Annotated in this window: 13 protein-coding genes; all 13 read left to right on the top strand. The window is 60.8% G+C overall.

Annotated features, from left to right (window positions below; all coding sequences use genetic code 11):
* Nucleotides 1-77 precede the first annotated feature (77 nt).
* The 13 genes from ACYQ6M_RS17775 (at nt 78) to ACYQ6M_RS17715 (ending at nt 12,034) form a co-directional block, all read left to right on the top strand.
* A complete protein-coding gene (locus tag ACYQ6M_RS17775; RefSeq protein ID WP_031269624.1) occupies nt 78-683 on the top strand; it encodes a GNAT family N-acetyltransferase in 606 nt (201 codons plus the stop codon).
* A complete protein-coding gene (locus tag ACYQ6M_RS17770) occupies nt 680-1,249 on the top strand; it encodes a GNAT family N-acetyltransferase (RefSeq protein ID WP_023001686.1) in 570 nt (189 codons plus the stop codon). The genes ACYQ6M_RS17775 and ACYQ6M_RS17770 overlap by 4 nt, the downstream gene beginning before the upstream one ends.
* Nucleotides 1,249-1,791 (top strand): GNAT family N-acetyltransferase, encoded by a 543-nt coding sequence (locus ACYQ6M_RS17765; protein ID WP_460074801.1) that lies wholly within the window; start codon nt 1,249-1,251, stop codon nt 1,789-1,791. Before ACYQ6M_RS17770 ends, ACYQ6M_RS17765 begins: the two co-directional genes overlap by 1 nt.
* 46 nt (nt 1,792-1,837) lie before the next feature.
* Nucleotides 1,838-2,884 carry a GTPase ObgE gene (obgE, locus tag ACYQ6M_RS17760; protein WP_023001684.1) on the top strand — a complete coding sequence of 349 codons (1,047 nt, stop codon included), beginning with the start codon at nt 1,838-1,840 and terminating at the stop codon, nt 2,882-2,884.
* Entirely contained in the window at nt 2,884-4,008 is a 1,125-nt protein-coding gene (proB, locus tag ACYQ6M_RS17755; protein ID WP_023001683.1) for a glutamate 5-kinase, read from the top strand. Before obgE ends, proB begins: the two co-directional genes overlap by 1 nt.
* Before the next feature lie 95 nt (nt 4,009-4,103).
* Entirely contained in the window at nt 4,104-5,384 is a 1,281-nt protein-coding gene (locus tag ACYQ6M_RS17750; protein WP_152507299.1) for a glutamate-5-semialdehyde dehydrogenase, read from the top strand.
* A 62-nt stretch (nt 5,385-5,446) separates the two neighbouring features.
* On the top strand, nt 5,447-6,082 hold the full coding sequence (locus ACYQ6M_RS17745) for a nicotinate-nucleotide adenylyltransferase (protein ID WP_230057653.1): 636 nt from the start codon (nt 5,447-5,449) through the stop codon (nt 6,080-6,082).
* Between the two features lie 230 nt (nt 6,083-6,312).
* Nucleotides 6,313-6,696, top strand: a complete 384-nt coding sequence (rsfS, locus tag ACYQ6M_RS17740) for a ribosome silencing factor (protein WP_023001680.1) — start codon at nt 6,313-6,315, stop codon at nt 6,694-6,696.
* 80 nt (nt 6,697-6,776) lie between these two features.
* A complete protein-coding gene (gene rlmH / locus ACYQ6M_RS17735; RefSeq protein WP_023001679.1) occupies nt 6,777-7,259 on the top strand; it encodes a 23S rRNA (pseudouridine(1915)-N(3))-methyltransferase RlmH in 483 nt (160 codons plus the stop codon).
* A 30-nt stretch (nt 7,260-7,289) separates the two neighbouring features.
* Nucleotides 7,290-7,781 carry a GNAT family N-acetyltransferase gene (locus ACYQ6M_RS17730; RefSeq protein WP_460074800.1) on the top strand — a complete coding sequence of 164 codons (492 nt, stop codon included), beginning with the start codon at nt 7,290-7,292 and terminating at the stop codon, nt 7,779-7,781.
* A gap of 281 nt (nt 7,782-8,062) precedes the next feature.
* Nucleotides 8,063-9,442, top strand: coding sequence for a murein hydrolase activator EnvC family protein (locus ACYQ6M_RS17725; protein ID WP_055658261.1), 1,380 nt, complete (start codon nt 8,063-8,065; stop codon nt 9,440-9,442).
* A complete protein-coding gene (locus ACYQ6M_RS17720) occupies nt 9,439-10,770 on the top strand; it encodes a S41 family peptidase (protein WP_023001676.1) in 1,332 nt (443 codons plus the stop codon). The genes ACYQ6M_RS17725 and ACYQ6M_RS17720 overlap by 4 nt, the downstream gene beginning before the upstream one ends.
* A gap of 118 nt (nt 10,771-10,888) precedes the next feature.
* Nucleotides 10,889-12,034 (top strand): divergent polysaccharide deacetylase family protein, encoded by a 1,146-nt coding sequence (locus ACYQ6M_RS17715; RefSeq protein WP_208984457.1) that lies wholly within the window; start codon nt 10,889-10,891, stop codon nt 12,032-12,034.
* The last annotated feature ends 13 nt before the right edge of the window (nt 12,035-12,047 follow it).

Raw genomic sequence — 12,047 nt, 5'->3', positions numbered from 1 at the left:
AGCAATCCGACCAGTCAAGATCCAAGGGGGAGATGGGGCGCCATCTCTCCCTTGATTTGTTTTGGCTGGAGGAAAAGATGGTTGTTGAAAGTGACGGTTTATTAGACGAAAGCAGTCTGGCTGCGGCCCCATTGCCGCAGGAAGCGGTTCGTGTGCGGCTCGACAAGCCGCGTATGGACGATTTGGCCGATATGGTGTTTCTGGCCAACAACAAGAAAGTGGCGGCAAACCTTTCTACCATGCCGCATCCCTTCGCATTGGACGATGCCCGGGCGCTGGTCGCCAAGGCCGCGATCAACCAGCCCCGTTCTGCAAGCTTTGCCATCCGCCTGAAGTTAACCGGTCGGCTGATCGGTATCGCGCGGTATGCCAATGTCGAGCCCGGCGGTCCGGTGCATGTCGGCTATTGGCTGGGTGAACCCTTCTGGGGCCAGGGTCTGGCGACAGAGGCGGTGCATGCACTGGTCGACCATGCCTTCACCTATCATGACATCGGCGAGCTGCAGGGATCCTGCAGGGTCACCAACCCGGCATCGCGCCGGGTGCTCGTCAAATCCGGATTTCAGTATCGCGACCAGGCCATGATCCGCTCTCTGGGGGCGGGTGGCTCGGTGCCCATCGAGCGCTATACGCTGGAGCGGGCTGTCTGGAAGTCATTGAAAAGATGGGGGCAGGGACGATGAGCATGTTGCCTGAGCTGAAAACAAGACGCCTGATCCTGCGGCCGATCGAGATGTCGGACGCCGAAGCCATGGTTGCGCTGGCGGGCAAGGATTTCGAGGTCGCCCGCTGGATGACGTCGTTCACCTGGCCTTATGAGGACGGAGCTGCGGAAGCCTTCCTGAAGACGGTGGTCGGCAAGGATCCGTTCGAAACCGAAGCGCTGTTTGCCATTACGCTCGGCGGGGTGTTCATCGGGGTGGTTGCCATCGAACCGCCGGGTGATCTGGATGATCTGCCGAACCTGCCGACACTCGGCTATTGGCTCGGCCGGGCGTTTCAGGGGCATGGCTATGCCAGCGAGGCTGTAGAGGCTGCTCTCGCCTGGGCGTTTGAAGCCTTCGAGACGGACGCCATAGCCGCGCGCGCCTTTGAGGACAACTTCCGCTCCCGCGGTCTGCTGCGGAAAATGGGTTTCAAGCCCTACTCCATGACGGAACGTTTTTCGAAGGCACTGGACCGCAGGGTTTCCAACGTGATCGTCCGCCTGGCGCGCACCGATTTCGATGCCCGCAAGGAAGCAGCCTGATGCCGCCCGTTCTGAAGACCGAGCGTCTGGTCCTTCGAGCCCCGCGCCCGGAGGATCTGGATCGCTGTGCCGAGCTTCTGGGGGACTACGAAGTTGCCAAGATGCTGTCGCGGGTTACCTACCCTTACGATCTGGAGCAGGGCCGAGCTTATCTGGCGCTGTCTGTCGAGCGCTGGTCGACATGGCAGGAGGCGGAGGAACTCGGTTTCCAGATCGACTGCGACGGCCTGATGATCGGTGGCATCGGCTTCAAAAAGTTGCGGGAGACCCCGGAGATCGGCTATTGGCTGGGGCGCGCCTATTGGGGCAAGGGATATATGAGCGAAGCAGTGCAGGCGGCGGTCGCCTGGCTGTTCGGCAATACGGATCACACGTTGGTCGCCTGCGAAGCCATGACAGATAACCCGGCTTCGCTCGGCGTTGCCCGGAAATTGGGTTTCCGGGAAGTTGGTGAAGTGGGCTGTGCCAGCGTGTCGCGAGGCTGTACGATGCCCGCCATTCGCACCGAGATGACACGAACAGACTTTCTGAACGGCCATTGATCCGATCGGGATCCGGCCTGAAACAGGACGAAAAGAGAAAAAGAAAATGAAATTCCTAGATCAGGCCAAGATCTATGTGCGCTCTGGCAATGGCGGAGCGGGCTGCGTATCGTTCCGGCGCGAGAAATACATCGAATATGGCGGACCGGACGGTGGTGACGGCGGCAAGGGTGGTGATGTCATCATCGAATGTGTCGACGGCCTGAACACGCTTATCGACTATCGCTACAAGCAGCACTTCAAGGCGGAAACCGGCATTCACGGCATGGGCCGCAACCGCACCGGCGCGCACGGCGGCGACGTTGTGCTGAAGGTTCCTGTCGGTACCCAGATCTTCGAGGAAGACAACGAGACGCTGATTGCCGACCTGACCGAGCTTGGCCAGAAGGTGATGCTTCTGAAAGGGGGCAACGGCGGCTTCGGCAACGCCCATTTCAAGTCGTCGGTCAATCAGGCGCCGCGCAGGGCCAACCCTGGCCTTGAAGGCGAGGAAAAATGGATCTGGCTGCGGCTGAAGCTGATCGCCGATGCCGGCCTGGTCGGCCTCCCCAATGCGGGCAAGTCCACCTTCCTTGCGACGGTATCGGCTGCAAAGCCGAAAATTGCCGACTATCCGTTCACGACCATTCACCCCAATCTTGGCATCGTGCAGATCGACGGTCGCAGCTTTGCAATGGCCGATATTCCCGGCCTGATCGAGGGGGCGCACGAAGGCACGGGTCTTGGCGACCGCTTCCTTGGGCATGTCGAACGCACCCGCGTTCTGCTTCATCTGGTTGACGGCTCCGGCCAGGAAGACCCGGGCGAAGCCTATCGGATCGTGCGCGGCGAGTTGGATGCCTATGGCGCCGGGCTTACGGAGAAACCCGAGATCGTGGCGCTCAGCAAGTGCGACGCTCTCAATGAAGACCTGATTGCCGAAAAGGCGGCGAGCCTCGAGGAAGCCTGTGGCCAGAAACCGCTGATCCTGTCCTCGGCCAGCGGCCTCAATGTCGACCGGGCGCTACGCATGATCGTGCGCGCGATTGACAGGGACAAGGAAGAAGAAGCCAACCAGGTGCCTGCACCCGAACAAGAGGGCTGGCATCCCTGATGTCCCGCAGTCTGAGAGACTTCAGCCGCATCGTCGTCAAGATCGGCTCCGCCCTGCTTGTCGAGCAGGGCGAACTCAAGCGTAGCTGGCTCAACGCGCTGATCGCCGATGTGGTCAAGCTGTCCGATGCCGGTGCGGAGGTGCTGCTTGTCTCCTCCGGATCGATTGCGCTTGGCCGCGGTATTCTTGGGCTGCCGGGTGGACCGCTGAAGCTGGAGGAAAGCCAGGCGGCGGCCGCAGCCGGTCAGATCGCGCTGGCCCAGGCCTATGCGGATGCCCTCGGCGCGCATGGCAAGAAGGCTGGTCAGATCCTGCTGACCCTTGGCGACACGGAAGAAAGGCGGCGCTATCTCAATGCGCGCGCCACTATCGGCACTCTGTTGAAGCTTGGTGCGGTACCGATCATCAACGAAAACGATTCCGTGGCGACTTCCGAAATTCGTTATGGCGACAACGACCGGCTGGCAGCGCGTGTTGCCACCATGGCCAGCGCCGACTGCCTTGTGCTGCTGTCGGATATTGACGGGCTTTATACCGCACCGCCCCAGCAGAACCCCGATGCAGTGTTCCTGCCGGAAGTGCCGCGCATTACCCATGAAATCGAATCCATGGCCGGCAGCGCCGGGTCGGAGCTTTCGCGCGGCGGCATGAAGACGAAAATCGATGCCGGCAAGATCGCGACCGCGGCCGGAACGTCGATGGTGATCACCTCCGGCAAGGAACTCAACCCGCTTCAGCGGCTGGATCAGGGCGCCCGCGGCACCTGGTTCCCGGCGCTCAGTTCACCTGCCAGCGCCCGCAAGGCCTGGATTGGCGGCCATCTGGAGCCGCGCGGCGAAATCCGGCTGGATGCAGGTGCGGTCAAGGCGATGACGTCCGGCAAGAGCCTCCTGCCTGCCGGAGTGACATCTGTATCGGGAAGTTTTTCGCGCGGCGACGCCGTGACATTGCTCAACCCGGAAGGCCGGATCATCGGCCGGGGGCTGATTGCATATGACGCGGACGAGGCGCAGTTGATTGCAGGCCGCAACAGCCGCGAGATTGAAGCCATCGTCGGCTATCCGGGCCGGGCGGAAATGATCCACCGGGACGATCTGGTTCTGGAACTGCCCGCGCTCGAGTGAGTGTGAGCGAACCGATGGATGCCTTTTGAGGCAGAACGCGCTAAAACGCGGAAAGACTGGCGGCGGTGAGCGCCGCAAAACGGGAGCAAGTGAGTATGCTGGAAGTAGTCGAGGCAAAGACGACCGAGGACTTGATGGCAGAGATCGGGCAGCGCGCCCGTGCTGCCGGCCGGATCCTTGCCATCGCTCCAGCAGACCAGAAGAACAAGGCCCTGGCCGAAATGGCAGCCGCCGTTCGGGCTGCAACACCGGATATTCTTGCAGGCAACCGTCTCGATCTTGAAGCGATGAAGGCAGGCGGCCAGACGGCAGCGTTCCTGGATCGTGGCACGCTTACGGAAGAGCGGATCGAGGCGATTGCCAAAGCCCTTGAGGACATTGTCGCGCTGGACGATCCCGTCGGCAGCGTGATCGCCGCCTGGGATCGGCCGAACGGCCTGAAGATCGAACGTGTGCGCACGCCCCTGGGTGTTATCGGTGTCATTTACGAAAGCCGCCCGAACGTGACCGCGGATGCAGGCGCGCTGTGCCTGAAAGCCGGCAACGCCGTTGTTCTGCGTGGCGGATCCGACACCATCAATTCCAACCGGGCGATCCATGCGGCCCTGCAGAAAGGCCTCGTCGCCGCCGGTCTGCCGGAAGATGCGATCCAGATCGTTCCGGTGACCGACAGGGCCGCTGTTGGCGAAATGCTGCGCGGTCTTCAAGGCAACCTCGATGTCATCGTCCCGCGTGGTGGCCGCAGCCTTGTCGAGCGTGTGCAGACCGAAGCTCGCGTGCCGGTCTTTGCCCATCTGGAAGGCCTGGTGCATATCTTCGTCGACAAGGCGGCCGATCTTGAGAAATCCGTCGAGGTGATCGTCAATTCCAAGCTGCGCCGGACCGGCATCTGCGGTGCGCTGGAAACATTGCTGGTGCATGAAGACGTGGCCCACAGCCACTTGCCGGTGATCGTGAAGGCACTTCAGGAAAAGGGCTGCGAGATCCGGGGCGGTGCGATCGTGCGCGACATTTGCGAAAACATCGTGCCGGCAAGCGAAGACGACTGGTCGACGGAGTATCTGGACAAGATCCTTTCGGTGAAGGTGGTCGCGGATCTCGACGCTGCCATGGAGCATATCGCGCGCTACGGTTCCAACCATACCGATTGCATCCTGACCGAAGATCAGGCGACTGCCGACCGGTTCCAGCGGGAAGTGGATTCAGCCATCGTGCTGCACAATGCTTCAACCCAGTTTGCCGACGGTGGTGAATTCGGCATGGGCGCGGAGATCGGCATTGCCACTGGGCGCATGCATGCACGCGGACCAGTCGGCGTGGAGCAGCTGACCAGCTTCAAGTACAAGGTGCATGGCACCGGCCAGACCCGCCCGTGACGACAGCCCTTGAGGACCGCCAGGAATGCCCGCCCGTAATGACCAATCGTGAGTTCGCCTGAATGAGCCCCTTGAGTCTTGGCGCGGGACTGGACCGTGACTGGATGAAACTGCCCCATGCCGAGCCGGGCAACCGCATCGGCATTTTCGGCGGATCCTTCAATCCTCCTCATTCAGGTCACCGGCTGGTGGCTTCGACCGTGTTGAAGCGGCTGGGCCTGGATCAGGTCTGGTGGCTGGTGACACCTGGCAACCCGCTCAAGAGCCACGCGGACCTGGCGCCGCTGGAGCGGCGGCTGCGCCTGACGGCGGACCTCGCCGACCATCCACGCATGAAGGTTACCGCCTTCGAGCAGGTTCTGGGAACACCCTATACGGCCAGAACGCTGGTTGCCCTGCGCCAGATGCGTCCATCTGTTCGATTCGTTTGGGTCATGGGGGCTGACAATTTAGCCGGCTTCCATCGCTGGCAGGACTGGCGCGACATCGTCGGCTCGGTGCCGATCGCCATTGTCGACCGGCCGGGAGCCTCCTTGTCAGTGATGTCGTCTCCCATGGCAAAAGCCTATGAAAAATATAGGCTTCCTGAAGAAGATGCAGCACTTCTGCCGGAAATGGAGGCGCCGATCTGGACTTTCCTGCACACGCCATTGGACCGGACATCGTCCACCGATCTGCGCCTTGGGCAAAGGCGGTAAACAGCAGATTTGCCAAGAATTCCCGCGTGTCTTGAAAATGCCAAACGGGAAGCGGTATTATAGGGACGGTCGCGATGAGCGCGGCCGAGGTACGGTCAACCGGTCCTGCATCCAAAACGGGTGACGTACGAAGTCGGACGTTTCAGTTCGTGACGACGTTGGGCGCGGGACGGCATAAACGGCGAAAGGCACAACACCTGACCATGACCTTTGAAAGTGGGCGGACAGACATGTCCTCTCCTCTGCAGGCTTCCGTAGGTAAAGAACTTGCGGCAGACCTCCTCGATACGGTCCTCACCAGTCTTGACGACTCCAAAGCTGAGGACGCTGTTACCCTCGACATCGCAGGCAAGAGTTCACTGGCCGATTACATGGTAATCGTGTCCGGTCGTTCCCATCGTCACGTGGGCGCGATTGCCGAGCACTTGCTGAAAGACCTCAAATCGGCCGGCGCCGGATCGGCAACGGTTGAGGGTCTGAACATTTGCGATTGGGTGCTGATCGATGCGGGTGATGTGATCGTACACATCTTCCGTCCGGAGGTTCGCGGCTTCTACAATCTTGAGAAGATGTGGGCACCGGAAGAGGATGCGGCACCGCATTACATCGGCTGAGCCGGCATTGAGGCCCTGAAGCAGGGCCTCCGTCTGCTGCCGGGCAGATTTATCACCGGATCGATCTCCGGCAGGGACTTATGCGCTTTACGCTCTTCTGCATTGGCAAAATGAAAGCCGGTGCGGACAAAGAACTTTTCGACCGATATATCGACCGCGCCCGCAAGACAGGCCGCGGTCTCGGCGTTACCGAAGTCATCCTCAACGAAATGCCGGAAAGCCGTGCGCAGCGCGCCGATGACCGCAAGGCGGAAGAAGCGCGGGGAATTCTTGCCGCGCTCAACGCCGGTGCGCGGCTGGTGGTGCTGGACGAGAACGGCAAGAACCTGACCAGCCCGGCCTTCAGCCAGAAACTGGAAGCCTGGAAGGATGAAGGTGTTCCCGACGTGGTCTTTGCCATTGGCGGAGCGGATGGTCACGGCCAGGAAGTTCTGAGCCGCGCCGACCTTAAACTCGCTCTTGGTGCCATGACCTGGCCGCATCAGATCGCCCGCATTCTTTTGGCGGAGCAGGTCTACCGTGCCATGACGATCCAGTCCGGTCACCCTTATCACCGTGTGTGAGACTTCTGAAAGAGCCCTGGGAGAGAACCGGTGATACCGGCACTTGAGACTGAAAGACTGATCCTGCGGCCGATGACCATGTCGGACTGGCCGGCGTACGAGGCATTGATGGCCTCGGATCGATCCCGGTATATGGGAGGCCCGCTATCGCGGTTTGCAGCCTGGGGCCTGTTCTGCCACGACATTGCGCAATGGCAGTTGATGGGGCATGGGGCCCTGATGATGGAGGCGCGCGGCTCCGGCGAGGTCTTCGGTCAGGTCGGTATCAATCATGGTCCGCTTTTTCCGGAACATGAACTCGGCTGGTTCGTCTATGAGCATGCGGAGGGTAGGGGCTACGCTTTCGAGGCGGCCGGGGCCTTTCGTGACTGGGCACGGCAGGACCGCAGCCTACCGTCGCTCGTCAGTTATATGGATCAGGAAAACACCCGCTCGGCGCGCCTTGCCGAAAGGCTTGGAGCGCATCTCGATGTCGATGCTGCGCGCCCGGACCCCAAGGATATTGTCTACAGACATTACTGATCGTGAAGGACAGGAGATGGGGTTTTCGCCGGCAAACCTGTTGTCGTAACGGCACTATGACCAAAAATTAACGATTGAAACGGCGGAAAAAGGCGAGAATGCCTGTATCTCGCCGCATTCGCCACGTAACGGTCATCGATCAGACAGAAGAGGGAATGCGATCCTCGGTGGGAGCAGAAGTTAATTGGCCGGTCACTAGGGTAAACGGTTCGTTAACGCAGACTGTGTATCGCATTGGAAGATAACCCTTTGGGAGCTTAGGCAGGTTGATAGCGGATCGCATGACAGCGGCGCGTTCGGAACTCGAGAGACGGAAGAAATTCCGCCCGCTCTTGAGTGGCCTGACTGCGGCCTTGCTCGTTCTGCCCCTGCCAGCCGGATCGACGGAAAGTGTCGATGAGACCACCACCCAGGAACAGGCGGCTCCGCCTGCTGAGGTGACTGCTGCACTGGAACGCAAGAAACAACGCGAAGAGGAACTTGCCGCGCTGTCGCGCGATATCGAGGTATCGACGGACCGGCAGGCGACCATCGCACGCGAAATCCGCGCACTTGATCGCGACCGGGACACGTTGAATGCCAAGATCATCAGCACGTCCGACACGATCAAGGGCCTGGAAGGCGAACTGACCGATACCGAGCGGCGGCTGCGCGCGCTGGGGGAGAATGAGGACGCGGTGCGCTTGTCGCTGATTGCTCGCCGCGACGTGCTGGCAGAAGTTCTGGCTGCCCTGCAGCGAATCGGACGCCGTCCGCCACCGGCGCTTGCCGTGCGCCCGAGCGACGCGCTGTCGGCTGTGCGCAGTGCGATTCTCCTGAACGCGGTCATGCCGGAGCTGAAGGTGGAAACCGAGGCACTGGCAGCAGATCTTGAGGAATTGCACCGCCTGAAGACGGTGATTGCTGAGGAAAAAAACCGCCTGCGCGGCGACGCGATGCGATTGGCTGAGGAAAAGTCCCGGCTGGAGCTTCTTCTGAGCGCGAAAAGGCAGGAACATCAAAGATCGGTACAGGACCTTCAGGAAGAGAAGGAGCGTGCAGCGGAACTTGCGGACAAGGCGGGATCTCTCCAAGAATTGATCGCGACCCTGGAAGTGGAAATCGAGAGCGCCCGGGAGGCGGCGGAAAAGTCGCGTCAGGCAGCACTCGAGGCCAGGAAAAATCCGTCGCGCTCGTATGATCCCTTTGCAGATCCTGGGCGTCTGGCACCGGCCATTTCGTTCCAGGAAGCCAAGGGCAAGCTGCCTCAGCCTGTTGCCGGTACGCTTTTGAAGGACTATGGCCAGGAAGACGATTTCGGCGGTGTGACGGAGGGTCAATCTATCGCCACACGGCCTGGGTCCAATATTACGTCACCTGCCGACGGATGGGTGGTCTACTCCGGACCGTTTCGTTCGTTCGGACAGCTCTTGATCCTGAATACCGGCGACGGCTACCATGTGTTGCTGGCCGGAATGGACCGGATCGATGCGGAGTTGGGGCAATTTGTTTTGACCGGGGAACCGGTCGGAGTGATGGGCGCAACCCAGTGGGCAAGCGCTTCGACGTTCGGTTTGGGCTCGACCCAGCCGATCCTTTATGTTGAATTCCGGAAAGACGGTCGTGCGATCGATCCCACACCCTGGTGGGCACGCACTGAAGAAGAAAAGGCTCGCGGATGATACGGAAAGCTTCCTTGCTGCTTGTGGGTGCTCTCATGGGAGCAGCAGCAATCACGACACTGTCCCAGATGCCGATCAATGTCTCGGTAGCGGCCAATGCGGCGGCAACGGATACGTACCGGCAGCTTAACCTGTTTGGCGACGTGTTCGAACGCGTGCGGTCAGACTACGTGGAAGTCCCTGATGACGCCCAGCTCATCGAGAGCGCCATCAACGGCATGTTGACCTCCCTCGACCCGCACTCCAGCTACATGTCTCCGAAGAGCTTCCGGGACATGCAGGTGCAGACCCGCGGCGAATTCGGTGGTCTCGGCATTGAAGTCACCATGGAAGAAGGCCTCGTGAAGGTCGTGTCGCCGATCGACGATACGCCCGCCGCCAAGGCCGGTGTCCTGGCAGGTGACTACATCACCTACATCGACGGCGAACAGGTCCAGGGACTGACCCTCAACGAAGCGGTCGAAAAGATGCGCGGTCCGGTCAAGACGGACATCGTGGTGACGGTGCGCCGCAAGGGCCGCGCCGAGCCGTTCGACATCACCATCACCCGCGACATCATCCGCATCCGTTCGGTTCGCTGGCGGGAAGAGGATGACGTCGGATATGTTCGCGTCACCCAGTTCAACGAACAGACCTTCGACGGCCTGAAGGAAGGCATCGAGGAAATGACCGCGAACATCGGTGAAGACAAGCTCAAGGGCTTCGTCATCGATCTGCGCAACAACCCGGGTGGTCTGCTGGATCAGGCAATTGCCGTTTCCGACGCCTTCCTGGACCGTGGCGAGATTGTTTCGACACGTGGCCGTGAAGCCGACGAAACCCAGCGCTACAACGCACGGGCTGGCGACCTGACAACCGGCAAGCCGGTAATCGTGCTGGTCAACGGCGGCTCGGCCTCCGCTTCGGAAATCGTTGCAGGTGCGCTGCAGGATCATCGCCGGGCAACCATCCTCGGCACGCGGTCCTTCGGCAAGGGCTCGGTTCAGACGATCATCCCGCTTGGTGCCAACGGCGCCATCCGCCTGACCACGGCTCGGTACTACACCCCGTCTGGCACATCGATCCAGGCCAAGGGCATCGTGCCGGACATTGAGTCCCTGCAGGATCTGCCGGACGATCTGGTCGGCCGTGTCGATACCAAGGGCGAAGCCGGGCTTCGTGGCCACCTGGAAGCTTCCGAAGGTGAGGAAGAATCCGGTAGCCAGGCCTATGTGCCGTCCGATCCGAAGGATGACACCCAGCTGAACCTGGCACTCGACCTTCTGCGCGGTAATCAGGTGAACAGCGCCTTCCCGCCGGTCTCCGACAGCGCGGCTGTCAAAAACTAAATCAAAAAACGCGCGCCGGTCCGCCGGCGCGCGACTTGTCGTTCTCGTTCTGCGTATATCAAAAACAAACTTTCCGGTTCGGGGACATCCTGAAACCGGGCAATAGGCTCAGGACGATATGTCGAGCGAAGATCTCACAGCTCCTTTAGGCATGGGCAAGCGGCGGCTGGTCAGGCTGCCGTTCGGTCTTATCGGGGTCGGTATTCTGAGCGTGATCCTCACTTCTACGCTCGTCTGGATCACTGTTGTCGACGACCCGCTTGGCGGAGAACCCGTTGCCGTTCTGCCGCTCGACGCCATTGTCGAAGGCGTGACCTCCCAGGACATCGAAGTGGTCGAGATCCGCCCGGGCATCAACGGTGACTTGGGCCCGAACCTGCGACCGGAAAGCAGCAAGGATCTGCTTGGCCCGCGCTACGACATGGTCATGCGACCGGACGGACTGGGCCCGGAAGCTCCGGTAACCGGCCTGTCGATCAATCCGGACAGCCGTGTCAGCGAACGGTCCGATTTCGGGTTCCTGCCGAAGGTCAGCGATGCCGGTATTCGTCCGCTGGATGCCTATTCCCGGCCCATCGTTCGCGAGTTCACCTCGATCCCGAAAATTGCCGTCATCGTGACCGGGCTCGGCCTGAGTGAAACCGGTACCCAGAACGCCATTACCCGGTTGCCGGCCGATACGACCTTTGCGCTTGCCCCTTATGGTGAAGACCTGGACCTGTGGATGCAGCAGGCCCGCACCAAGGGCCATGAACTGCTGCTGCAATTGCCGCTGGAGCCGTTCGATTTTCCCGACAATGACCCGGGCCCGCACACGCTGCTGGTCAGCCTGCGCCCCAATGAAATGATGGATCGGCTTGGGTTCCTGCTCACGCGGGCGACCAACTATGTCGGCGTCATTCCTGAAATGGGCGCGCGTTTCACGGCGACGAAACCCTCCATGGAGTTCCTTCTGGAAAAACTGAAGGCGCGTGGCCTGATGTTCGCCGACAACGGCACATCTTCCCGGTCCATCGCCGATGATGTCTCCAAGGAAATGCGCGTTCCCTTCAGTGGGGTGGACGTGGTGCTGGACGAAGTGCCGCGTGAAGACGACATTAACGCCAAGCTGCTGCAGCTGGAAAGCGTCGCCCGTGCCCGCGGTGTCGCGGTGGCGACCGCATCCGCATTGCCTGTGACCGTGCGCCAGCTGGAAAAGTGGGTGCAGGATCTTGAAGAGCGCGGTCTGCAGCTGGTCCCCGTCAGCGCGACCATCGATCGATAATTCTGAGAAATTG

It is taken from the genome of Roseibium sp. ROS1 (assembly GCF_054658215.1).
Note: the sequence above shows the minus strand (reverse complement) of the source record. Positions and strands in the feature narration are given on the sequence as shown.

Bases quoted from the DNA above. Each gene is read 5' to 3' on its own strand.
- ACYQ6M_RS17775 (WP_031269624.1), top strand. From the start codon at position 78: ATGGTTGTTGAAAGTGACGGTTTATTAGACGAAAGCAGTCTGGCTGCG.
- ACYQ6M_RS17770 (WP_023001686.1), top strand. From the start codon at position 680: ATGAGCATGTTGCCTGAGCTGAAAACAAGACGCCTGATCCTGCGGCCG.
- ACYQ6M_RS17765 (WP_460074801.1), top strand. From the start codon at position 1,249: ATGCCGCCCGTTCTGAAGACCGAGCGTCTGGTCCTTCGAGCCCCGCGC.
- obgE (WP_023001684.1), top strand. From the start codon at position 1,838: ATGAAATTCCTAGATCAGGCCAAGATCTATGTGCGCTCTGGCAATGGC.
- proB (WP_023001683.1), top strand. From the start codon at position 2,884: ATGTCCCGCAGTCTGAGAGACTTCAGCCGCATCGTCGTCAAGATCGGC.
- ACYQ6M_RS17750 (WP_152507299.1), top strand. From the start codon at position 4,104: ATGCTGGAAGTAGTCGAGGCAAAGACGACCGAGGACTTGATGGCAGAG.
- ACYQ6M_RS17745 (WP_230057653.1), top strand. From the start codon at position 5,447: ATGAGCCCCTTGAGTCTTGGCGCGGGACTGGACCGTGACTGGATGAAA.
- rsfS (WP_023001680.1), top strand. From the start codon at position 6,313: ATGTCCTCTCCTCTGCAGGCTTCCGTAGGTAAAGAACTTGCGGCAGAC.
- rlmH (WP_023001679.1), top strand. From the start codon at position 6,777: ATGCGCTTTACGCTCTTCTGCATTGGCAAAATGAAAGCCGGTGCGGAC.
- ACYQ6M_RS17725 (WP_055658261.1), top strand. From the start codon at position 8,063: ATGACAGCGGCGCGTTCGGAACTCGAGAGACGGAAGAAATTCCGCCCG.
- ACYQ6M_RS17720 (WP_023001676.1), top strand. From the start codon at position 9,439: ATGATACGGAAAGCTTCCTTGCTGCTTGTGGGTGCTCTCATGGGAGCA.
- ACYQ6M_RS17715 (WP_208984457.1), top strand. From the start codon at position 10,889: ATGTCGAGCGAAGATCTCACAGCTCCTTTAGGCATGGGCAAGCGGCGG.